This window comes from Nocardia seriolae NBRC 15557, assembly GCF_007990715.1.
GTDB classification, from domain to species: domain Bacteria; phylum Actinomycetota; class Actinomycetes; order Mycobacteriales; family Mycobacteriaceae; genus Nocardia; species Nocardia seriolae.
Genome location: NZ_BJWY01000065.1, coordinates 16,318 through 40,340, shown reverse-complemented (window position 1 = coordinate 40,340; position 24,023 = coordinate 16,318). Strand labels below are relative to the sequence as shown.

The window sequence follows — 24,023 nt, the reverse complement described above, 5'->3', positions numbered from 1 at the left end:
ACCACCCCGCTGCGTCCGACCGTCCGGCCCAGCGAACTCGGCGACGACGCGGTCCTGCTGGGCGCCATCGCCACCGCACTGCGCATCGCGCGCCCCCAGGTCTTCGACCGCCGCACACCGACCGGCGACTGATCAGCTAACAGTGCTGAGTGCACCATCGAGTATCAAAGCGGGTGCAGGATGCACCACCTTCGTTCGATATGCTGGCAGCGCAGATGTTATTGCGCTCCTTCGGAACGCAGTCTGAAATTCACTGCGCCGGGCCTGCTCGGATTTAGGCTGATGTGGTTCTAGCGAAATCTCGGCAAACGTTCGGCTCCAGTGGTTCTCAACCCGTTGGGAGGGCCTCTCGCACAATCAGCCGCGCGCGGAGGACAAGGACCTGCTCGCGGAGCTGTCCAAGGCGGGCTGGACACCCGAGAAGAAACTCGACCTGGCCGCGCTGTCGGAATCCGACCGCAAGGCTTGGGAAGACGCCTGGCCCAAGGCGCTGTCGCAGATCGAGGTCGATCTGGGCGGCAAGCCGGTCAACGGGTGGAACATCGCCCGCACCGGCATGGGCACCTACGGCACCGACTACGACCGCCGCGCCATCGTCGCCCACGGCGGACTCGGCGCGAACCTGCCCGCGGACGCGATCTACCCCAATACCCGCGTCGACGCCACCGGCGCCATGCTGAATTCCGATCGGAACTACGTGCTGCACTTCGCCGCCGACCAGATCCCGCCGGTGTACGCGTTCCGGTCGCTGACCATGTACAACGACAAGGGCTTCTTCGTCGCCAACCCGATCGACCGCTTCGCGGTGCGCGGCGAGCAGATGCGCAAGAACCCCGACGGGTCGCTCGATATCTACATTCAGCGCGAGAACCCCGGCCCGGAAAAGGAATCCAACTGGCTGCCCGGTCCGGCGACGGGTGACTTCAATCTGATGCAGCGCCTCTACTGGCCCGACACCAAGATCATCGGCGGCACCTGGACCCCGCCGGCGGTGACTGCGGCTCCCTGATGAACGGTGACGGCGTGACCGGTGTAGCGGCACCGGTCACGCCGTCGCTCCGGAACGAATGGACACGGTGGCCGCATGAGCTGGGATCGACCGTCGGAACGGGTGCGCGAGTTGTTCCGGCGCGGCGCGGAGATCTCGCTGGCCGCGCCCCGCGAATGGTTCGACGAGGTGGACAAGGCGGTGCTGAACGCACCGAACATGGGCCCGGTCGCCGCGGATCCGGTACTGTGGGAAGGGATCCGGCGGACCACCCGGGCCAATCTGCTGCACTGGGCGGCCGCCAATGTGCGTGATCCGGGCGTCCCGGTCGCGGCGAATCTGGGCGAGGAGCCGCTGGCGGTGGTGCGGGATCTGGTGCGGCGCGGCCTGAACGAGTCCCTGCTCGACGCCTACCGCGTCGGGCAGGAGGTTTCCTGGCAGCGGTGGATGACGACCGTCTTCGAACTGACCTCCGACGCCGCGGAACTGCGTGAGCTGCTCGCGGTTTCGTCCCGATCGATCTCGGCGTTCGTCGACGCGACCGTCTCCGCGGTCGCCGACCGGATGCGCGCCGAACGCGCCGAGTTGACCGAGGGGACCCACGCCGAGCGGCGTGCCACGGTCGCGCTGGTGCTCGACGGCGCGCCGATCGTCCGATCCCACGCCGAAGCGATCCTCGGCTACCGCTTCGACGGCGTGCACACCGCCGCGGTGGTTTGGAGCGAGGCACCGGATTCCGCTGCGGGGCAACTGGATTCGGTTGTCGAAGCACTGAGCTGGGCGGCCGGGCCGATGCGCTGCCTGAGCGTGATGGCCGGGGCGGCAACCCGATGGGTCTGGCTGCCCGGCGCTGTCGCCTCCGAGGCCGCCGTGACCGCCGTGACCGCCGCGCCGGACCTCGGCGCGGCCGAGCGCGGGCCGGAGGGGTTCCGGCGCAGCCATTTCGACGCCCTCACTACCCAGCGCATGCTGGCCCGGATGGCATCGAACCGGCGCGTGGCCGCCTACTGCGATGTCGCCGTGGTCGCCCTGATCACCGAGGACCTCGACGGCGCAGATCGCTTCGTCCGGCAGACGCTCGGCGAGCTGGCCGGCGCCGACGAGGAAGTGCGGGCCGCGGTGTCGGTGTTCGTCGAGGAACAATGCAACGCCGTGCGCGCCGCGCAGCGACTGTTCACACACCGCAACACCGTGCTGCGCCGTCTGGCGCAGGCCGACCGCCTGCTTCCACAGCCGCTACACGACAACAGCGTCGCCACCGCGGTGGCCCTGGACGTACTGCGCTGGCGCGGCACCCGGGCCTGATCCGGGCCAATCGGTCTGCCGAACGAGGAAGAGCCGCGGGCGGGTGGCGTGAACCCCACCACAGTGATCGGGGCAGGTGTATTGCTGTGAACTTGCCGGTGGTTCGGGGTGTGCCAGGTTGCCGCTGGTCGGGGCGGTCGGGGGAGCGGTGGCGCGGGCCGGTTGCGGAGGGGGGTGCGGGGTCGAGGACGCCTGTGGACGCTGGTAGGGTTCCTCGGCGAAAGACATCCTTTAACGGACCGTCCCGTGAGGCGGGGAAGGAGGTCGACATGGCTGTGCCCGAAGACCGGGCGGCCAAGTCGGGCGCTGGTGAGTTCTCGCAGCGGCACGACCCGGAGCGGGTCCAGACCGGACGCGAGCTGCTTTCCGATTCGGATGTCGGCCGGACCATCGCGCGCATGGCGCACCAGATCATCGAGAAGACGGCTCTGGACTCCGGCGACCCCCAGGTTGCCCGCGTGGTGCTGATCGGTATCCCCACGCGCGGAACCACTCTCGCCCATCGCCTGGCGGGCCGGATCGAGGAATTCTCCGGCGTGCGCCCCGCGATCGGCTCCCTGGACATCACTCTGTACCGGGATGATCTGCGCTCCAAGCCGCATCGTCCGCTCGAGCGCACCTCGGTGCCCGAGGGCGGGATCGAGGACGCGCTGGTGGTGCTGGTTGACGATGTGCTGTTCTCCGGCCGCACCGTCCGCTCCGCGCTGGACGGGCTGCGCGATCTGGGCCGCCCGCGCGCGGTGCAGCTGGCCGTCCTCATCGATCGCGGTCATCGCGAACTCCCCATCCGCGCCGACTATGTCGGCAAGAACGTCCCCACCGCCCGCACCGAGGACATCTCGGTGCTGCTGCGCGAGCACGACGGCCGCGACGGTGTGTACCTGCGTCAGGAAGGTGACCACGAGTGAAGCACCTGCTGTCGGTCACCGACCTGGACCGCGACGCAGCCACCGGATTGCTGGACGAGGCCGAGCGTTTCGAGCAGGCGCTGCTGGGCCGCGAGGTCAAGAAGCTGCCGACGCTGCGCGGGCGCACCGTCATGACGGTGTTCTTCGAGAACTCCACCCGCACCCGGGTCTCCTTCGAGGTCGCGGGCAAGTGGATGAGCGCCGACGTCATCAATGTGAGCGCGTCGAGTTCGTCTGTCTCCAAGGGTGAGTCGCTGCGCGACACCGCGCTGACCCTGCACGCGGCGGGCGCGGACGCGCTCATCGTGCGGCACCCGGCCTCGGGTGCGGCGCATCAGATCGCGCGCTGGTTCGCCGAAATGGACGAGGCCGCAAGCGGTTACGCCGGTCCCGGGCCCGCCATCATCAATGCCGGTGACGGCATGCACGAGCACCCCACCCAGGCGCTGCTGGACGCGCTGACCCTGCGTCAGCGCCTCGGCGACCTCGAAGGCAAGCGGGTCGTGCTGGTCGGCGACATCCTGCACAGCCGGGTCGCGCGCTCGAATGCCTTCCTGCTCAGCACTCTCGGTGCCGAGGTGGTGCTGGTCGCGCCGCGCACGCTGCTGCCGATCGGTGTGGAAGCCTGGCCGGTGCGGATCTCGGATTCCCTGGATGCCGAGCTGCCGGGCGCGGACGCGGTCATGATGCTGCGCGTGCAGGCCGAGCGCATGAACGGCGGCTTCTTCCCGTCGGCGCGCGAGTACTCGATCCGCTACGGGCTCAACGAGCGCCGCATGAGGATGCTCGACGACAATGCGGTGGTCCTGCATCCGGGCCCGATGCTGCGTGGCATGGAGATCGGTTTCACCGTGGCCGACTCCCCGAAAGCGGCTGTGCTGCAACAGGTCAACAACGGAGTCCATATGCGCATGGCGGTGCTGTTCCGCCTGCTGGTCGGAACCGACGAGGTGGTCGCGTGATCGGGTCAGGCCCGGAGGCGGCCGCCTGCATAACCACGGAGGGCCCCCGATCGCGCGTAAAGGAGACAGCGTGAGCGTCCTGATCAAGAATGTCCGTCTGTACGGCGAGGGTGAAGCGGTCGACGTGCTGCTCGCTGATGGCGAGATCCGTGAGATCGGTTCGGGCCTGAGCGCCGCGGATGCCGAGATCATCGACGGCACCGGCCAGTTCCTGCTGCCGGGCTTCATCGACTTGCACACGCATCTGCGCGAGCCGGGCCCCGAGGACACCGAGACCATCGAAACCGGTTCCGCCGCAGCGGCTCTGGGCGGCTACACGGCCGTGTTCGCGATGGCCAACACCAGCCCGGTCGCCGACAATGCGGTCATCACCGACCACGTGTGGAAGCGCGGCCAGGAGGTCGGCCTGGTCGACGTGTACCCGGTGGGTGCGGTCACCGTCGGCCTCGAGGGCAAGCAGCTCGCCGAAATGGGCACCATGGCAGCCGGACTCGGCGCGGTGCGCATGTTCTCCGACGACGGCATGTGCGTCTACGACCCGCTGATCATGCGCCGCGCGCTGGAGTACGCGAACTCCCTGGGCGTGCTCATCGCCCAGCACGCGGAGGAGCCGCGCCTGACCAAGGGCGCTGTGGCGCACGAGGGTCCGACCGCCGCGCGCCTGGGCCTGGCCGGATGGCCGCGCGCGGCCGAGGAGTCCATCGTGGCCCGCGACGCGCTGCTGGCCCGCGATGCCGGTGCGCGCGTGCACATCTGCCACGCCTCCACCGCGGGCACCGTCGAACTGCTGAAATGGGCCAAGGCGCAGGGCATTTCGATCACCGCCGAGGTCACCCCGCACCACCTGCTCCTGGATGACTCGCGCCTGGAGACCTACGACGCGGTCAACCGGGTCAACCCGCCGCTGCGCGAAGCCTCCGACGTGGCCGCGCTGCGCCAGGCCCTCGCCGAGGGCGTCATCGACTGCGTCGCCACCGATCACGCCCCGCATGCCGACCAGGACAAGTGCTGCGAGTTCGCGGCCGCGCGTCCCGGCATGCTGGGTCTGGAGACGGCGCTGTCGATCATCGTGGAGACCATGGTCAACACGGGCCTGCTCGACTGGCGCGGTGTCGCGGCCGTCATGAGCGAGAACCCGGCCAAGATCGTGGGCCTGGACGATCAGGGCCGCCCGCTCGCGGTCGGCGAACCCGCCAACCTGGTGCTGATCGACCCGGCCGCCGAATGGACGGTGGAGGCGAAGGAACTCGCCTCGATCGCCCGCAACACGCCCTACCAGGCGATGACCCTGCCCGCGAAGGTGACCGCCACCTTCCTGCGCGGCAAGGCCACCGTCCGGGACGGCAAGATCGTCGCCGGTTAGCGGCGGGTGGGGAACCGAGGAGGATCGTATGGAGCGCACGCTGCAGGTACTGGTTTTGCTGGTGCTGTTCGTGCTGTGCCTGGGGCTCATGTACTGGGCCTGGACCGGGCGGGCCAAGAAGCAGGCCGGCGCGATCGGTGAACTGCCGCCGGTGCCCGCCGACTGCGGCGCGCAGCTGCTCGAGCCCACCACTGGTCTCTACCTCGGCAGCACCCTCGCCCCCAGCTGGATTCAGCGAATCACGGTGGGCGACCTGGGTTTCCGCGCCACCGCGGAACTGACCCGATTCGAACGCGGCATCCTCCTGGAGCGGGATGGCGCGGCGACGATCTGGATTCCCCAGGAATCCATTACCGCGGTGCGCGCCGAGCGCGGGCACGCGGGCAAGGTAATGACGGAAGACGGTGTGCTGGTGATTCGCTGGACATTGCCGACCGGGACCGAGGTGGATACCGGTTTCCGCGGCGATGACAAGGGCGTTTACCCGGCATGGACCGGAGCGACGAAGACGGGAGACGAGGCATGAGCAGCGGCGATACCGCAGTGATGGTGCTCGAGGACGGCCGCGTGTTCCGCGGGACGACCTTCGGCGCTGTCGGAGAGACCTTGGGCGAGGCGGTGTTCTGCACCGCCATGACCGGCTACCAGGAGACCCTGACCGACCCCAGCTACGACCGCCAGATCGTGGTGGCCACCGCGCCCCAGATCGGCAACACCGGCTGGAACGACGAGGACGACGAGTCCGCCAAGATCTGGGTGGCCGGTTACGCCGTGCGCGACCCTTCGCGCCGCGCATCCAACTGGCGTTCCAACCGCACGCTGCAGTCCGAGCTGGAGAACCAGAACGTCGTCGGCATCGCGGGCATCGACACCCGGGCCCTGGTGCGGCACCTGCGGACTCGCGGTTCCATGAAGGCGGGCATCTTCTCCGGCGCGGCCCTGGCCGACTACGAGGACATGCTGGCCCGGGTCAACGGCCAGCAGTCCATGCTGGGCGCGGACCTGGCCGGTGAGGTCTCCACCGATGAGATGTACACCGTCGACCCGGTCGGCGAGCACCGCTTCACCGTGGTCGCGGTGGACCTGGGCATCAAGTCCAACACCCCGCGCATGTTCGCCCAGCGCGGCATGCGGGTGCACGTGGTGCCGTCCAACGTCACCTTCGACCAGATCAAGGAACTCAACCCCAACGGTGTGTTCCTGTCCAACGGCCCGGGCGACCCGGCCACCCAGGACGCCATGGTGGCCCTGACCCAGCAGGTGCTGGGCGAGGACATCCCGCTGTTCGGCATCTGCTTCGGCAACCAGATCCTGGGCCGCGCCTTCGGGCGCAACACCTACAAGATGAAGTTCGGCCACCGCGGCATCAATGTGCCGGTGGTGGAACACCATTCGGGCCGGATCTCGATCACCGCCCAGAACCACGGCTTCGCCCTCGAGGGCGAGCGCGGCGAGGTGTTCGACACCCCCTTCGGCAAGGCCGAGGTCTCCCACGTCTGCGCCAACGACGGTGTCGTCGAAGGTGTTCAGCTGGTGAGCGGCCGCGCCTTCTCCGTGCAGTACCACCCCGAGGCCGCGGCGGGCCCCCACGACGCCGCCTACCTGTTCGACCGTTTCGCCATGCTGATGGAAGGAGCCTGATGCCACGCCGCACCGACCTCAACCGCATCCTGGTGATCGGCTCCGGACCGATCGTCATCGGCCAGGCTTGCGAGTTCGACTACTCGGGAACCCAGGCGTGTCGCGTCCTGCGGTCGGAGGGCCTGCGCGTGTCGCTGGTGAACTCCAACCCGGCGACCATCATGACCGACCCCGAGTTCGCCGACTCCACCTATGTCGAACCGATCACCTGGGAATTCGTCGAGAAGGTCATCGCCAAGGAGCGCCCCGACGCCATTCTCGCGACCCTGGGCGGTCAGACCGCGCTCAATTGCGCTGTCGCCCTGCACGAGAACGGCATTCTCGAGAAGTACGACGTCGAGCTGATCGGCGCGGACTTCGAGGCCATCCAGCGCGGTGAGGACCGCCAGAAGTTCAAGGACATCGTCGCCAAGGTCGGCGGCGAGTCGGCGCGCTCCAAGGTCTGCTACACCATGGCCGAGGTCCGCGAAACCGTTGCCGAACTGGGCTTCCCGGTGGTCGTACGCCCGTCGTTCACCATGGGCGGCCTGGGCTCGGGCATGGCCTACAACGACGAGGACCTCGATCGCATCGCCGGCGGCGGCCTGGCCGCCTCGCCCACCGCGAACGTGCTCATCGAGGAATCCATCCTGGGCTGGAAGGAATTCGAGCTCGAGCTCATGCGCGACGGCAAGGACAATGTCGTCATCGTCTGCTCGATCGAGAACGTGGACCCGATGGGCGTGCACACCGGTGACTCGGTCACCGTCGCCCCGGCCATGACCCTCACCGACCGCGAATACCAGAAGATGCGCGATCTGGGCATCGCCATCCTGCGCGAGGTCGGCGTCGACACCGGCGGCTGCAATATCCAGTTCGCGGTGGACCCGCGCGACGGCCGCCTCATCGTCATCGAGATGAACCCGCGCGTGTCGCGCTCGTCGGCATTGGCTTCCAAGGCAACGGGTTTCCCGATCGCCAAGATCGCCGCCAAGCTGGCCATCGGCTACACCCTCGACGAGATCCTCAACGACATCACCGGCGAGACCCCGGCCTGCTTCGAGCCGACCCTGGACTACGTGGTCGTGAAGGCCCCGCGCTTCGCGTTCGAGAAGTTCCCCGGTGCCGACCCGACGCTGACCACCACCATGAAGTCGGTCGGCGAGGCAATGTCCATGGGCCGCAACTTCTCCGAGGCGCTGGGCAAGGTGCTGCGCTCGCTAGAGACCAAGGCCGCGAGCTTCTGGACCCAGCCCGACGGCGAGTGGACCGACGTGCAGGCCATCCTGGATGACCTCAAGGTGCCGACCGAGGGCCGCATCTACCAGGTGGAGCGCGCGCTGCGCCTGGGTGCGAGCATCGAGGACGTGGCCGCCGCCTCCGGCATCGACCCGTGGTTCGTGGCCGAGGTCGCGGGCCTGGTGGAGCTGCGCCAGGAGGTCCTCGACGCGCCCGTGCTGGACGAGCCGCTGCTGCGCACGGCCAAGCACTACGGCCTGTCGGACCGCCAGATCGCCGCGCTGCGACCGGAACTCGCCGGTGAGGGCGGCGTGCGCGAACTGCGCCACCGCCTCGGCATCCGCCCGGTGTTCAAGACCGTCGACACCTGCGCCGCGGAGTTCGAGGCCAAGACCCCGTACCACTACTCGGCCTACGAGCTGGATCCCGCGGCGGAATCCGAAGTCGCGCCGCAGCGCGAACGCGAGAAGGTCATCATCCTGGGTTCGGGCCCGAACCGCATCGGCCAGGGCATCGAGTTCGACTACTCGTGTGTGCACGCGGCGCAGACGCTTTCGGACGCCGGGTTCGAGACCATCATGGTCAACTGCAACCCCGAGACCGTGTCGACCGACTACGACACCGCCGACCGCCTCTACTTCGAGCCGCTCACCTTCGAGGACGTGCTCGAGGTGTACCACGCCGAAACCGAGTCCGGCACCGTCGCCGGCGTCATCTGCCAGCTCGGCGGCCAGACCCCGCTGAGCCTTGCCCAGCGTCTCACCGACGCCGGTGTGCCGGTCGTCGGCACCTCGGCGGCGGCCATCGACCTGGCCGAGGACCGCGGCGAATTCGGCGAGGTCCTTGTGGCGGCTGGTCTTCCGGCCCCGAAGTACGGCACCGCCACCACCTTCCCGCAGGCCAAGAAGATCGCCAACGAGATCGGCTACCCGGTGCTGGTGCGCCCGTCCTACGTGCTGGGCGGGCGCGGCATGGAGATCGTCTACGACGAGACCTCGCTCGAGGACTACATCTCCCGCGCCACCGAGATCACCCCGGACCACCCGGTGCTGGTCGACCGGTTCCTGGAGGACGCCATCGAGATCGACGTCGACGCCCTGTGCGACGGCGAAGAGGTTTACCTGGGCGGCGTCATGGAGCACATCGAGGAGGCCGGTATCCACTCCGGTGACTCCGCGTGCGCGCTCCCGCCGATCACCCTGGGCCGCAGCGATATCGAGGCCGTGCGCCGCTCCACCGCCGCGCTCGCCAAGGGCATCGGCGTCAAGGGCCTGCTCAACGTGCAGTACGCGCTCAAGGACGACGTGCTCTACGTCCTCGAGGCCAACCCGCGCGCCAGCCGCACCGTGCCGTTCGTGTCCAAGGCCACCGCGGTCCCCCTTGCGAAGGCCGCGGCGCGAATCGCGTTGGGCGCCACCATCGCCGAACTCCGCAAGGAGGGCCTGCTCCCGGCCGAGGGCGACGGCGGCTACGCGCCGATCGACGCGCCGGTCGCGGTCAAGGAAGCGGTCCTGCCCTTCCACCGCTTCCGCCGCCCCGACGGCACCGGCGTGGATTCGCTGCTCTCCCCGGAGATGAAATCCACCGGCGAGGTCATGGGCATCGATGCCGACTTCGGCACCGCCTTCGCCAAGTCGCAGTCCGCCGCCTACGGTTCGCTGCCGACCGAGGGCACCGCCTTCGTGTCCATCGCCAACCGCGACAAGCGGGCCATGGTGTTCCCGGTCAAGCGCCTGCACGACCTGGGCTTCCGCATCCTCGCCACCGAGGGCACCGCGGAAATGCTGCGCCGCAACGGCATCCCGTGCGATCGGGTGCGCAAGCACTCCGACGACGCCACCGATCAGGCCAGCATCGTGGACATGATCAAGGACGGCGACGTCGACATCGTGTTCAACACCCCGTACGGCAACAACGGCCCGCGCGTGGACGGCTACGAGATCCGCACCGCCGCGGTCGGCGCGAACATCCCGTGCATCACCACCGTGCAGGGCGCGGCCGCGGCCGTGCAGGGCATCGAGGCCACCATTCGCGGCGGCATCGGCGTGCGGTCCCTGCAGGAACTGCACGCGGCGCTGCGCGGATGAGCGCCTCCGGCGCTGCGCGGATGACGACATTCGGTGTGCGGCTGCGGGAGTCGATGCGCGAGCGCGGCCCGCTGTGCGTGGGCATCGACCCGCATCCGCCGCTGCTGCGGGCCTGGGGTCTGACCGAGGACGCCGCGGGTGTGGCCAGGTTCGCCGACGCCTGCGTCGAAGCCTTCGCGGGCCGGGTGGCACTGGTCAAGCCGCAGGTGGCGTTCTTCGAAACCTACGGTTCGGCCGGAATCGTGGTGCTGGAGGAGACGATTGCCGCGCTGCGCGAGGCGGGCACCATGGTGCTGGCCGATGCCAAGCGCGGCGATATCGGCTCCACCATGGACGCCTACGCCCACGCCTGGCTCGGCGACGGCCCGCTCGGCACCGACGCGGTCACCGTCTCCCCGTACCTCGGATTCGGTTCCCTCACACCGGCTCTGGAGCTCGCCAAGGCCAATGACCGGGGTGTGTTCGTGCTGGCCGCCACCTCCAATCCGGAGGCGGTGGAGTTGCAGAACATCACCGGCCCCGACGGCCGCACCATCGCCCAGCGCATGGTCGACGACGCCGCGGCCGCCAATGCCGGAACCGAATTCGGATCCGTCGGCGTGGTGATCGGCGCGACCCTGGACTCCGCGCCGGACCTGAGCAAGCTCAACGGGCCCATCCTCATGCCGGGTGTCGGCGCGCAGGGCGGGGGAGCGGACTCCATCCGCAAGCTCGTCCCGGCGAGCGACCTCGGCGCGGTGCTGCCGAACGTCTCGCGCGAGGTCCTCAAGTCCGGCCCCACGGTCGCCGCACTGCAACAGCGGGTGGCCGAACTGGCCGACGAATTCGCCTTCCTGCAGAGCTGATCCACCGAAGACCGACTCGCGGCACCGGACCTGCTCCGGTACCGCGAGTCTTTTCGGAGTAAGCGTCTCCGGTTCCCGGTCGGCGTGGCTACAGTGGCGGTATGCCTGCCGCGATGCCGCCCAACCGAATTCGTCATGCGCTCGTTCTCGGAGGGGGTGGCGCGGTCGGCCTGAGCTGGATGGCGGGCGTGGTCATCGGCCTGCGCGCCGGCGGCATCGACCCGGCCCTGGCCGAACGCATCGTCGGCACCTCCGCCGGAGCGGTGGTCGGGGCGGTCCTCGCCGCCGACATCGATCCGAGCCTGCTGCTGCGGCGGCCCGCGGCGGACTCCGCGGACCTCCCGCCGATCAAGTTCGACCCGAACAGTTTCGGCGAGATCTTCGGCCTGCTGTCCACCCCCGGGCTCGATCCCAACGAGGCCCGCCGCCGCGCCGGCGCTCGCGCTCTCGAGATGAACCTCGGCGATCCGGCCGACCACATCGCCCGCATCGGCGGATTCGTCGGCCACGCCGACTGGCCGCAGCGCGACCTGCGGATCACCGCCATCAGCGTCACTACCGGCGAACTCCAGGTGTGGACCCCCGACGGCAAGGCCCCCCTGCCCGAGGCCCTGGCCTCGAGCACCTCGGTCCCCGGCGTCTTCCCACCCATCCCCATCGACGGCACCCACTACTTCGACGGCGGCATGCGCTCACCGATCAACGCCGACCTGGCCGCGGGCGCCGAACGCATGCTGATCATCGAACCCCTCGCCCACCTGTTCCCGCACAGCCCCTCCGACCGCGACCTGGGCGGCGCGGCAACGACTTTCATCGTCCCCGACCCGGGCGCGATCGCGGCCTTCGGCCCGGACCTGTTCAGTGTCACGGCCCTCGAACCGGCCTACGAAGCGGGCTACCGACAAGGCGCGGAGGCGGCCCCGGACATCAAGGAGATCTGGCCGAGCGCGTGACCGATCCCGCGCGCGCCGGAGGGGTGTCGGGCGGCCCGCGTAGGCTGGCCGAGTGCTGTCGATCACCGAAATTCTCACGCTGGCCGGGGTGATCATTCTCGGCTCCATGTCGCCCGGGCCGGATTTCCTTATCGTGCTTCGGAATTCGGTGGTGTCTGGTCGCCGGGCCGGGGTGGCGAGCGCCGGTGGGATCGCGGTCGGGGTGTTCGTGTGGGCGTTGATCACCGCGGTGGGTGTGGCCGGGCTGCTGGCGGCGTCGGCCAAGGCGTACACGGTCGTGAAGCTGGTCGGTGCGATCTATCTGGCTTACATCGGCATTCGCGCGTTGCTGGCCGCCCGTCGCGGCGACTATCGGCCGGATCCGGAGGCGGCGGTGAACGGGCGCGGCACCCTGGTGGCGTTGCGGCAGGGGCTGCTGACGAACCTGCTCAACCCCAAGTGCGCGGTGTTCTTCATCGCACTGGTGCCGCAGTTCCTGCCCGCCGACCCCTCCGCGCTGGGCACCCTCGAACTGGCCGTGGTGTGCACGGCGGCCAATCTGTGCTGGTTCGTGACGCTGGCCTTCGGGGTCGGCGCGCTGCGGCAGTGGTTCACCCGCCGCCGGGTGCGCCGCATTCTCGATGCCGCCATGGGCACCTTCATGGTCGGGCTGGGGCTGCGAATCGCCATGGAGAGCAACTGATTCCACGTCGAAGCGCTTGAATCGCCGCCCTTCGCCGAGCACTACGCTGAACCCGACCGCTCGGTAGAAAGGTGGGATTTCTCATGTCCGACGCCGCCCTCGGCCTCGTCTCCTACGCCCAGACCCGCGTCCTGGTGGACGATTTCGCGCCCAGCTATCGCTTCTATCGCGATGTGCTCGGCCTGCCGCTGAAGCACGAAACCCCCGGCGACGTCCCGGAATCCGAGGCGGGCCCCTACGCCTGCTTCAGCCTCGACGGCCACGATCTCGCTCTGTTCACCCGCGCCTACCAGGACGCGGCGATCGGGGCCGAACACCGCCCCCGCGACGGCATCGACGGCGTGGTCGTGGTGCTGCGCGTCGCCGATGTCGACAAGGCCGTCGCGGTCGCGCGCGAGCGCGGCGCGCAGATCGTCGCCGACCCCGCCGATCAACCCGCCTGGGGCATGCGCGTCGCCCACCTGCGCGCGCCCGAGGGCACCCTCATCGAGTTCTGCCGGCACGACGACTGACCCGCGCGTGTTCGCTTGCCGCGAACAAGATCGCTGCCCGGTACCCGGCCGCGTGGTTCCCGGATCGAACGCTTGTCCTGATCGGGCGTCTCGCGGCCGTCCTCCGGCGACCGGCGGGGATGGTCGCGCGGCCCCGGTTTCGCCCGCGAGCGTTCGCCTCAGGGGCCGAAACAGGCCGTCCTGTCGGTGATCCGGGCCCTTGCACCGCCTCCGACCTGCGCCGGAACCATGCCGGAAATGTGTGCTTCACCGCAGCCGCGACCACCCTCGGTGATACGCGACACGCGGTACGGATTCGAACGACACGCCGAGAAATCGAAGAAAAATCCAGGTCGCGAGATTACAGCTCGGTCACGGTTTCATCCGGGGCCAGTCCGACCCTCCGGCGGCCCCGTCAAGAATCCGAAAAAGCCCTGGCTGCAAGGACATTCGCAGCCGCTCCGGCGGTGTCGCGGCGGCCGGTCGGACCCGGCCCGCGCGCCCGCCCGTCCGGCCCGGTCGCGTGCCGAATCACGCGCTGACCTGGGGGGTGGGTTCGCAATCGGCAAGCGTCGTGGGTACGGTCGCTGAGACCACCGGGTTACTGGAGGTAGATCAAGCAATGAACGATGAGACGGAGGAACCGTGGCCCTTCCCCAGCTGACTGACGAGCAGCGCGCCGCTGCTTTGGAGAAGGCGGCTGCCGCTCGCCGCGCTCGGGCGGAGCTCAAGGAGCGCTTGAAGCGTGGTGGCACCGATCTGAAGACGGTCCTTGCCGATGCCGAGAAGGACGAAGTTCTCGGCAAGATGAAGGTTTCGGCTCTGCTCGAGGCGCTGCCGAAGGTTGGCAAGGTCAAGGCGGCCGAAATCATGAGCGAACTGGAGATCGCTCCCACTCGCCGCCTGCGTGGACTGGGTGACCGGCAGCGTAAGGCGCTGCTGGCCCGGTTCGACTTCAGCGCCGAATAATCCGAGGGTGGTCGAACACACTCGGAAGGGTCGACTGGTAGTTCTGGTCGGCCCCTCGGCCGTCGGTAAGTCCACCGTCGTGCGCTGCGTGCGCGAACGACTGCCCGAATTGGTATTCAGTGTGTCGGCCACCACCCGGGCTCCGCGGCCCGGGGAGGTCGACGGCCAGGACTACCGATTCGTCACCCGTGAGAAGTTCGACGCCATGATCGACGGCGGCGAACTCCTGGAATGGGCCGATATCCACGGTGGACTGCAGCGGTCGGGCACCCCGGCCGCACCCGTGCGGGAAGCGATCGCCACAGGACGCCACGTCCTGATCGAGGTCGACCTCGAGGGCGCGCGCTCGATCCGCAAGACCATGCCGGAAGCCCATCTGGTCTTCCTGGCCCCACCCAGCTGGGACGAGCTGGTGTCCCGCCTGACCTCGCGCGGGACGGAATCGCCCGAGGTGATCGAGCGTCGGCTACAGACCGCTCGCACCGAATTGGCTGCATGTGACGAGTTCGACACCGTCATCGTGAACGACCACGTGACCAGCGCCTGTGAGCAGTTGGTATCGTTGTTCGTTAGCACAAATTCGGGGTCATAGGTCCCGAACGCCGACTCCTCCTCCCTTTTGATCGATCAGAGGGCAGGGCGCGAGTCGGCAAAGCCACCCTTCCGAACAACCCCGCAGGAGCCTTCCTAGTGAGTACGGACATCAAGACCGTTCCCGCCTACGACACTCCGGTCGGCCTCACCAACCCGCCGATCGACGAACTGCTGGAGCGGACTTCGTCCAAGTACGCGCTGGTCATCTACGCGGCCAAGCGCGCCCGGCAGATCAACGATTACTACAACCAGCTCGGCGACGGCATTCTCGAATACGTCGGTCCGCTGGTCGAGCCGGGTCTGCAGGAGAAGCCGCTGTCGGTGGCCATGCGCGAGATCCACGCCGACCTGCTCGAGCACTCCGAAGGCGAGTAGTCCAGCGGTGACCCGGATCGTCGTCGGAGTCGGCGGCGGTATCGCCGCCTACAAAAGCTGCAACCTCGTGCGCCGGTTCACCGAAACCGGGCACGAGGTTCGTGTCATTCCCACCGAGTCGGCGCTGAACTTCGTCGGCAAGGCCACCTTCGAGGCGCTCTCCGGGCACCCCGTGCACACCGGCGTCTTCGCCGATGTGCCGGAGGTGCCGCACGTGCGTCTCGGCCAGGAGGCCGATCTGGTCGTCATCGCCCCCGCGACCGCGGACCTCATGGCCCGCGCCGCGCAGGGCCGCGCCGACGATCTGCTGACCGCGACGCTGCTGACCGCGCGCTGTCCCATCCTGTTCGCCCCGGCCATGCACACCGAGATGTGGGAGCACCCGGCCACCCGGGCGAACGTGGTGACGCTGCGCGCGCACGGTGCCGTGGTGATGGAACCCGCGTCGGGCCGGCTCACCGGAACCGATACCGGACCGGGCCGCCTGCCCGAGCCGGAGGAGATCTTCGGACTGGCCCGGCTGCTGCTCGAACGCGCCGACGCGCTGCCGCGCGACCTCGAGGGGCGCCGCATCGTGGTCTCCGCGGGCGGCACCCGCGAACTGCTGGATCCCGTTCGCTTCCTTGGCAATCGGAGCTCCGGCAAGCAGGGCTACGCACTCGCGCGCCTGGCTGCTCAGCGTGGCGCACAGGTAACACTGATCGCGGGCAATACCATCGGTCTGGACGCACCGGCCGCGGTCGAGGTGGAGCACGTGACCACCGCCGAACAGTTGCAGGTGGCGGTCGACAAGCACGCACTCGGCGCGGACGCGGTCATCATGGCCGCCGCGGTGGCGGACTTCCGCCCCGTGAACGTGGCGACGGCTAAGATCAAAAAGGGTGCGGGAGAACCGGATTCGATCGCGCTCACCAAAACACCGGATATCCTTGCCGGGTTGGTGCAAGCCCGTCGCGACGGGCACCTACCGGGTACCGCGATCGTCGGCTTCGCCGCCGAGACCGGGGACGAGCACGCCGATGTGCTCACCCACGCCCGGGCCAAACTGGCCCGCAAAGGCTGCGACCTACTGGTCGTGAATGCCGTCGGGGAGGGGAAGGCCTTCGAGGTCGACACCAACGACGGCTGGTTGCTCGGTGCCGACGGCACCGAGATCGCCCTGGACCACGGGTCCAAGGCGCTCCTGGCTAGCCGGGTGCTGGATGCACTCGGCCCCTTGCTCCGCTGAAGCCTCGGCACCGCAGGGTCAGGCAGTTCGACGGCAGCGTCCCCTTCCGGGGACAGCTGCCCGCAACTGTCTGAGTCGCAATGTGTTCGTCATGGTGGCGGCCCGCCCCTGTGACGAACATATTGGAATAACCTGAGACAAAGGGTTGTGCGATGCGGCGGAGACGCTACTGTCGCCACCCGATACGAGAAACCCGTTGAGGGAGAGGGAACAACTGTGCGCACGTCTGGCAGCCGCCTATTCACCAGTGAGTCGGTGACCGAAGGTCATCCCGACAAGATCTGTGATGCCATCAGCGATTCCATCCTCGACGCGTTGCTCGCGGCCGATCCGCGCAGCCGGGTCGCGGTGGAGACCCTGGTGACCACCGGTCAGGTGCACGTGGCCGGTGAGGTCACCACCTCGGCCTACGCCGACATCCCGACCATCGTCCGCGAGAAGGTCCTGGAGATCGGATACGACTCCTCCGCAAAGGGTTTCGACGGCGCCTCCTGCGGCGTGAACGTCGCCATCGGCGCGCAGTCGCCCGATATCGCCCAGGGCGTGGACACCTCGCACGAGGCCCGCGTCGGCGGCGAGGACGACGAGATCGCGCGTCAGGGCGCGGGCGACCAGGGCCTGATGTTCGGCTACGCCACCGTCGAGACCCCCGAGCTCATGCCGCTGCCGATCTCGCTGGCGCACAAGCTGTCCCGGCGGCTGACCGAGGTCCGCAAGTCCGGCGTGCTGCCGTATCTGCGCCCGGACGGCAAGACCCAGGTCACCATCGAATACGAGGGCTCGATCCCCAAGCGCCTCGACACCGTGGTCATCTCGACCCAGCACGCGGCCGACATCGACCTCGACAACCTGCTCACCCCCGACATCCGGGAGAAGGTCGTCGACTCGGTGCTGTCCGAGCTGAAGCTGCCGAACCCCCTGGATACCTCGAATGTGCGACTGCTGGTCAACCCGACCGGCAAGTTCGTGCTCGGTGGCCCCATGGGTGACGCGGGCCTGACCGGCCGCAAGATCATCGTCGACACCTACGGCGGCATGGCCCGCCACGGTGGCGGCGCCTTCTCCGGCAAGGATCCGTCGAAGGTCGACCGCTCGGCCGCCTACGCCATGCGCTGGGTCGCCAAGAACGTCGTCGCCGCCGGCCTGGCCGAGCGCGTCGAGGTCCAGGTCGCCTACGCCATCGGCAAGGCCGCCCCGGTCGGCCTGTTCGTGGAGACCTTCGGCACCGAGCAGATCGACCCGCTCAAGATCTCCGACGCCATCGGCGAGGTCTTCGACCTGCGTCCCGGCGCGATCATCCGCGACCTGGACCTGCTGCGCCCGATCTACGCGCCGACCGCCGCCTACGGCCACTTCGGCCGCACCGACGTCGATCTGCCGTGGGAGCGCACCGACCGCGCGGAGAAGCTGCGCGCGGCCGCCGGGCTGTAATTGACCGGCACCCAGCCACTTCCGACGGGAGCGTCGGGCACGGAAACCCCTTCCGAGCCCGGCGCTCCCGCTGTCATTGGTGTCGCGCGCCCGGTCGGCACCGCCGTGGCACGTCCCATCGCGCGCGTGCTGCCCCTGCTCGAACCCGCCCATCTGGACCGCGATTTCGACTACCTGGTCCCCCCGGAGATGGACGAGATCGCCCAGCCCGGCGTCCGGGTCCGCGTCCGCTTCTCCGGTCGCCTCATCGACGGCTACCTTCTGGAGCGCCTCGAAAAGTCCGACCACACCGGCAAACTCGTCCGCCTGGAACGAGTCGTCTCCGGCGAACGCGTCCTCACCCCGGAGATCCTGAAACTCGTCGCCGCCGTCGCCGCCCGCTACGCGGGCACCCGCGCCGACGTCCTGCGCCTGGCCATCCCGCCCCGCCACGCCAAGGTCGAATCCGAGGGCACCGAAAAGCCGGAGCAGCCCGGGCGCACCTCGAAGAAGAGTCGGGCGACCGCCGATCCCGCTGCGGTGCAGGAGGTCCCGGTCCGACCGGATCCGCGCGGTGAGCCGGAAGCCGAAGTCGGCGACGCGCCAGGCAGCGCTACAGTCGGCCCGGAAACGTCAGCTGCCGTGAAAACGGATTCGGGACGCGGGACAGTCGAACCGGGCGCGGAGGAGCGGATCGTCGTCGAAGACGCACCGGACGCCGCCGCACGGCACGATCCGGACGTGGGCGGTTCCCCGGCGGCCGCGGTGAGCGGTGACGAGCCCTCCGGGCCGCGAGCCGACAGTGCTGCCGCCGCGGAGCCGGTGGCCGCCGAGTTCGCGGCCTGGGGGCGGTATCTGCACGGGCATTCGTTCCTGGGAGCGTTGCTGGCGGGGCGGGGACCACGGGCTGGATGGCAGGCGTTGCCGGGGGAGGACTGGGCGCGGCGGCTGGCGGAGTTGGCGGCGGTGACCGTACGGGGCGGGCGCAGCGCGGTGATCATGGTGCCGGATCAGCGGGATCTGGGTCGGGTGCTGACCGAATGCGTTGCGCTGGTGGGGGAGTCGGCGGTGGGGCTGGCGGCCGGGTTGGGGCCGTCGGCGCGGTATCGGCGGTGGCTGTCGGTGCTGCGGGGGCAGGCCCGGGTGGTGGTGGGGACGCGGAGTGCGGTGTTCTCGCCGGTGAAGGATCTCGGGCTGATCGCCATTTGGGATGATGGGGACGATACGTTCGCCGAACCGCGGTCGCCGTATCCGCATGCGCGGGAGGTCGCCATGCTGCGGGCGCACGAGACCGGGGCCGCGTTCGTGGCGGGCGGGTTCTCGCGGACGGCGGAGGTGCAGGCGATCGTCGAATCCGGGTGGGCGCATGACCTGCTCGCGGATCGGTCGGTGTTGCGGCAGGTGATGCCGCGGATCACCGCGCCCGGCGATACCGATGCGGCGCTGGAGCGGGATCCGATCGCGCAGGCCATTCGGATTCCGGCGGTGGCCTTCACCGAGGCGCGTAGGGCGCTCAAAGATGGTGGGGCGGTGCTGGTTCAGGTGCCGCGGCGCGGGTACATTCCGGCGCTGTCGTGTGCCAAGTGCCGGACCCCGGCCCGCTGCCGCCACTGCAACGGGCCGCTGGCGTTGCCGGACAGCGGGCCCGCGTCACGTGGCGCTTTGCGCAGCGGGCGCGAAGGTGTCGCCGAGGCGCAGAGTCCGGCCTGCCGGTGGTGCGGCATCACCGAGGCGGCTTTCCGCTGTGGCGCGTGTGGATCGCGGGCGTTGCGGGCCGTCGTGATCGGTGCGTCGCGGACCGCCGAGGAATTGGGGCGCGCGTTTCCCGGTGTGCCCGTGCGTGGTTCGGGCGGGTCGGCGATTCTGAACTCCGTCCCGGAGGGGGCGCAGGTGGTGGTGTCGACCATCGGTGCGGAACCCCCGGTGCCGGGCGGTTACGCGGTCGCCATGCTGCTGGACGGGTGGGCGCTGCTCGGCCGCGCCGATCTGCGCGCCGCCGAGGATGCGTTGCGCCGCTGGATGTCCGCCGCCGCGCTGGTGCGGCCCGGTGGTCGCGTCATCGTGATGGCCGATGCCGGACTGCCCACCGTGCAGGCGCTGGTGCGCTGGGATCCGGTGTGGCACGCGGGTTTCGAGCTCGAGCAGCGCGCCGAGGTACGGTTCCCGCCCGCGGTCCGCTTCGCCGCCATCGACGGCACCGCGGACTCCATCGCCGAATTGCTCGGCGAGGCGAAGCTTCCCGGCAACGTCGAGGTGCTGGGCCCGGTGCCGCTGCCCCCGGGCGCGCGAAAGCCGTTCTCCTCCGGCGATTCTCCCGCCGAGGTGGAGCGCATGATCCTGCGGGCCGACCGGGCCAACGGCGCGGCGCTGTCCCGCGCCCTCGCCGCCGCCCAGGCCGTGCGCAGCACCCACCGCTCCGACGCGCCCCTGCGGGTCCAGATCGACCCCATCGACATCGGCTGAACCGGGGGTCTCCGGGCCCCGCAACCCGGGACCAACGGCCCGCCGATCAGGGTCTTCGTCATCGATCACCGGCGGCGGCGACGGGGCATAGTCACCGGCATGAACACACGATCTTCACTGCTGACCCGTAGCGAGCGGATCGAGCGGCGGCTGCTCGAAGTGCGTTGCGACGTGTGGTGGTCCCGTCAGGACGACGCCTACATCGCCTTCAGCGCGCAGTATCCGGGCCTGGTGTGCGCGGACCCGTGGTCCTCGCTGGGCGCGATCAACCGCCTGGAGAACGAGATCCGCCGGGTCCTGATGCTCGAGCCCATCGCCGCCTGACCGCGGATTCCCCGATTCCCGCTCAGCCGCCCGCGATTTCGTCGCGGGGCAGGGCGGCCAGGGCGATCAGGGCGTTGAGGAGGCCGCGGCGGTCGGCGGCGGGCAGTCTGGCCAGGAGTCGGTCCTCCCGTGCCTGGATCTCGGCCTGGGCGGCGTCGCGGAGACCGCGACCCGCAGGGGTGAGGGCGAGCAGGCGGGCGCGGCGGTCGGCCGGGTCGGGTCGGCGTTCGATGAGGCCGCGTTCCTGCAGATCGTCGAGGACGGTGATGATGCGGGTCTTGTCGGCCCCGATCTCCTGGGCGAGCAATCCCTGTCCGCGGGTGGTGGTCTCGTCCAGGCGTAGCAGCACGACGTAGGCCCACATGGTCAGGCCGTGCGCGGCCAGGACCGGTTGCTCGGCCGCCATGAGGGCGCGGCCCAGGGGGACGATCATCGCTGCCAAGTCCGGACGGTCTGTCATGCGGACAAGATTAGGCGGCGCGCCGGTGCGGCCTTTCGATCGTGTCACCCGCGCGGGTCAGAATCGCGTCGGCGTCGAAGGACTCGGCGTTCCAGGAATCCACGCCGATGCCGACCCGGCCGCGCCAGGCCCGCACGATCTCGGTGTGCACCGGCCAGCGCCCGAAGCGGCGCATGTCGCGCTCGGATTCCCACACCGAGATCGAGCCGCCGCGCTGTTCGGCGGGGCGTCCCCACAGCCACAGCCCGACCGCGCCCTGCATGACCGGCCAGGTCTTACCCAATTCCAGCCCGGCCGTGTAGATCTCGCGCGCGTCGTCCTGCGAGCCCGCCAGGAAGTCGGTCACGCTGACGAACACCGGGCCCACCTGCCGGGCCTTCGGGCCGGGACTCCACGGCAGCAGCAGGGTGCCCTCGGAAAACGTCTTTGTATGCATGCGTAGACGATAAGCAGACGCATATCAAATGGCAATGGCGAGCTGCGGGAAGCCGGGGTCTGTCGGGGTGTTTATAGTGAGTCGTGTGACTAACTCAGTGGGTCGGGCCCGGGCGGCGGGCAAGCGGGAACGGCTCGCGGACGCCGCCGCCAAGGTGTTCCACGAACAGGGCGTGGAGAAGACGACCATCGCCGACATCGCGCGGGTGGCCGACGTGCCGGTGGGCAATGTGTACTACTACTTCAAGACCAAGGACCAGCTGGTCCAGGCGGCGATCAGCGCGCACGCCCGCACCGCACAGGAGATCATCGCGGCTCTCGAACAGCTCGACGCCCCGGCGCAACGGCTGAAGGCCCTCGTGCGCGGCTGGGTCGATCAGCGCGAGCTGGCGGCCCGATTCGGTTGCCCCTCCGGATCGCTCGCGGCCGAGCTCGACAAGCGCGCCGACGGACTGGACCGCGAGCTCGCCGATGTCATGCGCGGCCTGCTGGAGTGGATCGACGCGCAATTCGCGGCTATGGGGCGCAGTGACTCCCGGGAACTGGCGGTTGCGTTGCTGGCCGCCTACCAGGGAATTTCCTTGCTCACCAATACCTTCCGTGATCCGGAGATGATGGCGGCGGAGGGTGTGCGCCTGGAGCGCTGGATCGATTCCCTGGTCCCCGTGACGTAACCGGACCCGCGGTTCGGCGAGCGAACCGGAATCGGTTCAGGCGGGCTGGGATTGGGCGGCGCGGACGCTCCAGCGGCCCTCGTCGCGCAGGATGCGGACCGGGTGGTCGAAGCAGGTGCTGATGTTGCCGGTGGTGATGACCTCGTCGACCGGGCCGGACGCTAGGGCGCGGCCGTCGCGCAGCAGCATGGCGTGGGTGGTGCCGGGCGGCAGATCCTCGAGGTGATGGGTGACCAGCACCGAAGCCAGCTTCGGGTAGCTGCGCTGGAGCAGGTCGAGGCGTTCCAGGAGTTGTTCGCGCCCGGCCAGATCCAGGCCGGTGGCCGGTTCGTCGAGCAGCAGCAGGCGCGGGTTCGGCATGAGGGCGCGGGCGACGAGGGTGCGGCCGCGCTGGCCCTGGGACAGGATCTCCCAGCCGGCGTCGCGGCGATGGGTCAGCCCGAGCAGGTCGATCAGGTGATCGGCGTCGGCCAGCTGGGCGGGGGTGGGTCGCCGGCGGGGGATGAGCGCGGCGGTATTGGTCGCGCCGGTGAGCACCACCTGGTGGACGGTCAGCGGGCCGCTGGGGGTGTGGCGCGGATCGACGTGTCCGATACCCGCGCGCAGGGCGCGCATATCGACCCGGCCCAGGCGATGGCCGAGCACCTCGACGGTGCCGCGGGTGGGATGCTCGAAGGCGCCGAGCATGCGCAGCAGCGTCGTCTTGCCCGCGCCGTTGGGGCCGAGCAGCGCCCAGTGCTCACCCGCGTGGACGGTCAGCGAAACCTCTTGCAGGATAGCGTTTCCGCTTCGCACGACTGTCACATTGTCCACGTTCAGCACCGCGTCCGTCATGCGCCCACGGTAGCAAATTCCTCAGACAAGTTGAGGAGTGATCTTCGCCGCGGGCGGTGCCGGGCGGCCCGCGTGTGTAGGGTGGCGGGCATGGCGATCGACGCGGTGTTGTTCGACTTCTCCGGCACGGTTTTCCGATTCGAGGAGGCCGCCTTCCATGACGCGCGCCTCACCGCCGCCGACGGGCGTCCCCTGGGCACCCACGAGATCGCCGAGATCATGCGGCGCTTGACCGCACCGGTCGGCCAGCTCGTGCAGTTCGACACCGAGGGTCAATTCGCCTGGGAGAACCGCGATCTCGACCCCGCATTGCATCGCCGGGCCTATCTGGAGGTGCTGGAGCGGACCGGCGTCCCGCAGGATCAGGCCGTGCAGGTCTACGAACTGCTGCTCGACCCGGACGGCTGGACTCCCTACCCGGACACCGGTGAGGTGCTGCATGCCCTGCACGAGAGCGGTGTGCGCGTGGGCATCGTCAGCAATATCGCCTTCGACATCCGCCCGGCCTTCGCCGACCGCGACTGGCATCGATATATCGACGACTTCGCGCTGTCGTACGAAGTGGGCGCGATCAAACCCGATACTCGCATCTTCAAATCAGCTCTCGACAACCTCGGCGTCGACCCCGGGAACGCGCTGATGGTCGGCGACAGTCGGGAGGCCGACGGCGGTGCGACGGCTCTCGGTTGTGCATTCGCCCTGGTGGATCCGCTGCCGACCGCTGACCGCCGCACCGGCCTGCGGGAGGCCGTCCGCGCGCACGGCCTCCTCGCGCCGTAAAGTCCAGACTGACCGGTTCGTGTCGCGCCTCACC

At 69.3% G+C, this 24,023-nt stretch carries 24 protein-coding genes; 21 read left to right on the top strand and 3 right to left on the bottom strand.

Annotation, left to right across the window (positions count from 1 at the left end):
- Positions 1 to 556 precede the first annotated feature (556 nt).
- The 19 genes from NS2_RS20095 (at position 557) to NS2_RS20005 (ending at position 20,806) form a co-directional block, all read left to right on the top strand.
- Entirely contained in the window at positions 557 to 1,009 is a 453-nt protein-coding gene (locus NS2_RS20095) for a DUF1214 domain-containing protein (RefSeq protein ID WP_052086203.1), read from the top strand.
- Between the two features lie 75 nt (positions 1,010 to 1,084).
- Positions 1,085 to 2,293, top strand: a complete 1,209-nt coding sequence (locus NS2_RS20090) for a helix-turn-helix domain-containing protein (RefSeq protein ID WP_033086930.1) — start codon at positions 1,085 to 1,087, stop codon at positions 2,291 to 2,293.
- A 269-nt stretch (positions 2,294 to 2,562) separates the two neighbouring features.
- Positions 2,563 to 3,201, top strand: coding sequence for a bifunctional pyr operon transcriptional regulator/uracil phosphoribosyltransferase PyrR (gene pyrR, locus NS2_RS20085; protein WP_033086931.1), 639 nt, complete (start codon positions 2,563 to 2,565; stop codon positions 3,199 to 3,201).
- Positions 3,198 to 4,163: an aspartate carbamoyltransferase catalytic subunit gene (locus NS2_RS20080; RefSeq protein WP_033086932.1), complete on the top strand. Its 966-nt coding sequence runs from the start codon at positions 3,198 to 3,200 to the stop codon at positions 4,161 to 4,163. Before pyrR ends, NS2_RS20080 begins: the two co-directional genes overlap by 4 nt.
- A gap of 70 nt (positions 4,164 to 4,233) precedes the next feature.
- Complete coding sequence (locus NS2_RS20075) at positions 4,234 to 5,526, top strand: dihydroorotase (RefSeq protein WP_033086933.1); 1,293 nt, start codon at positions 4,234 to 4,236, stop codon at positions 5,524 to 5,526.
- Between the two features lie 28 nt (positions 5,527 to 5,554).
- Complete coding sequence (locus NS2_RS20070) at positions 5,555 to 6,052, top strand: PH-like domain-containing protein (protein ID WP_033086934.1); 498 nt, start codon at positions 5,555 to 5,557, stop codon at positions 6,050 to 6,052.
- Complete coding sequence (gene carA, locus NS2_RS20065) at positions 6,049 to 7,167, top strand: glutamine-hydrolyzing carbamoyl-phosphate synthase small subunit (protein WP_033086935.1); 1,119 nt, start codon at positions 6,049 to 6,051, stop codon at positions 7,165 to 7,167. The genes NS2_RS20070 and carA overlap by 4 nt, the downstream gene beginning before the upstream one ends.
- Entirely contained in the window at positions 7,167 to 10,472 is a 3,306-nt protein-coding gene (gene carB, locus NS2_RS20060; RefSeq protein WP_147207245.1) for a carbamoyl-phosphate synthase large subunit, read from the top strand. The genes carA and carB overlap by 1 nt, the downstream gene beginning before the upstream one ends.
- A gap of 20 nt (positions 10,473 to 10,492) precedes the next feature.
- Positions 10,493 to 11,317 (top strand): orotidine-5'-phosphate decarboxylase, encoded by an 825-nt coding sequence (gene pyrF, locus NS2_RS20055; protein WP_033086937.1) that lies wholly within the window; start codon positions 10,493 to 10,495, stop codon positions 11,315 to 11,317.
- A 101-nt stretch (positions 11,318 to 11,418) separates the two neighbouring features.
- Complete coding sequence (locus tag NS2_RS20050) at positions 11,419 to 12,270, top strand: patatin-like phospholipase family protein (protein ID WP_081985781.1); 852 nt, start codon at positions 11,419 to 11,421, stop codon at positions 12,268 to 12,270.
- 52 nt (positions 12,271 to 12,322) lie between these two features.
- Positions 12,323 to 12,952, top strand: coding sequence for a LysE family translocator (locus tag NS2_RS20045; protein ID WP_033086938.1), 630 nt, complete (start codon positions 12,323 to 12,325; stop codon positions 12,950 to 12,952).
- An 83-nt stretch (positions 12,953 to 13,035) separates the two neighbouring features.
- Positions 13,036 to 13,464 (top strand): VOC family protein, encoded by a 429-nt coding sequence (locus tag NS2_RS20040; protein WP_033086939.1) that lies wholly within the window; start codon positions 13,036 to 13,038, stop codon positions 13,462 to 13,464.
- Positions 13,465 to 14,088: 624 nt separating this feature from the next.
- On the top strand, positions 14,089 to 14,412 hold the full coding sequence (gene mihF / locus NS2_RS20035) for an integration host factor, actinobacterial type (RefSeq protein ID WP_033086940.1): 324 nt from the start codon (positions 14,089 to 14,091) through the stop codon (positions 14,410 to 14,412).
- Positions 14,413 to 14,419: 7 nt separating this feature from the next.
- Positions 14,420 to 15,004, top strand: coding sequence for a guanylate kinase (gene gmk / locus NS2_RS20030; protein WP_033086941.1), 585 nt, complete (start codon positions 14,420 to 14,422; stop codon positions 15,002 to 15,004).
- 98 nt (positions 15,005 to 15,102) lie between these two features.
- A complete protein-coding gene (gene rpoZ / locus NS2_RS20025) occupies positions 15,103 to 15,381 on the top strand; it encodes a DNA-directed RNA polymerase subunit omega (RefSeq protein WP_033086942.1) in 279 nt (92 codons plus the stop codon).
- 7 nt (positions 15,382 to 15,388) lie between these two features.
- Entirely contained in the window at positions 15,389 to 16,609 is a 1,221-nt protein-coding gene (gene coaBC, locus NS2_RS20020; RefSeq protein WP_033086943.1) for a bifunctional phosphopantothenoylcysteine decarboxylase/phosphopantothenate--cysteine ligase CoaBC, read from the top strand.
- A 216-nt stretch (positions 16,610 to 16,825) separates the two neighbouring features.
- Positions 16,826 to 18,040: a methionine adenosyltransferase gene (gene metK / locus NS2_RS20015; protein WP_033086944.1), complete on the top strand. Its 1,215-nt coding sequence runs from the start codon at positions 16,826 to 16,828 to the stop codon at positions 18,038 to 18,040.
- A 105-nt stretch (positions 18,041 to 18,145) separates the two neighbouring features.
- The gene (locus NS2_RS20010; protein ID WP_071811831.1) at positions 18,146 to 20,482 is read left to right on the top strand and encodes a primosomal protein N'; all 2,337 of its coding nucleotides are present in this window, start codon (positions 18,146 to 18,148) and stop codon (positions 20,480 to 20,482) included.
- 99 nt (positions 20,483 to 20,581) lie between these two features.
- Positions 20,582 to 20,806 carry a hypothetical protein gene (locus NS2_RS20005; protein ID WP_033086945.1) on the top strand — a complete coding sequence of 75 codons (225 nt, stop codon included), beginning with the start codon at positions 20,582 to 20,584 and terminating at the stop codon, positions 20,804 to 20,806.
- A gap of 22 nt (positions 20,807 to 20,828) precedes the next feature.
- Here NS2_RS20005 and NS2_RS20000 read toward each other — a convergent pair whose 3' ends face one another.
- Positions 20,829 to 21,266, bottom strand: coding sequence for a MarR family winged helix-turn-helix transcriptional regulator (locus tag NS2_RS20000; RefSeq protein WP_033086946.1), 438 nt, complete (start codon positions 21,264 to 21,266; stop codon positions 20,829 to 20,831).
- 10 nt (positions 21,267 to 21,276) lie between these two features.
- On the bottom strand, positions 21,277 to 21,702 hold the full coding sequence (locus tag NS2_RS19995) for a hypothetical protein (protein WP_052086206.1): 426 nt from the start codon (positions 21,700 to 21,702) through the stop codon (positions 21,277 to 21,279).
- 85 nt (positions 21,703 to 21,787) lie between these two features.
- Between NS2_RS19995 and NS2_RS19990 the strand changes: the two genes are divergently transcribed.
- Positions 21,788 to 22,375, top strand: a complete 588-nt coding sequence (locus NS2_RS19990) for a TetR/AcrR family transcriptional regulator (protein ID WP_033086947.1) — start codon at positions 21,788 to 21,790, stop codon at positions 22,373 to 22,375.
- A gap of 36 nt (positions 22,376 to 22,411) precedes the next feature.
- Here NS2_RS19990 and NS2_RS19985 read toward each other — a convergent pair whose 3' ends face one another.
- On the bottom strand, positions 22,412 to 23,209 hold the full coding sequence (locus NS2_RS19985) for an ABC transporter ATP-binding protein (RefSeq protein WP_033086948.1): 798 nt from the start codon (positions 23,207 to 23,209) through the stop codon (positions 22,412 to 22,414).
- Positions 23,210 to 23,299: 90 nt separating this feature from the next.
- On the opposite strand from NS2_RS19985, the gene NS2_RS19980 reads away from it, so the two are divergent.
- The gene (locus NS2_RS19980) at positions 23,300 to 23,989 is read left to right on the top strand and encodes an HAD family hydrolase (RefSeq protein WP_033086974.1); all 690 of its coding nucleotides are present in this window, start codon (positions 23,300 to 23,302) and stop codon (positions 23,987 to 23,989) included.
- Positions 23,990 to 24,023: the final 34 nt, after the last annotated feature.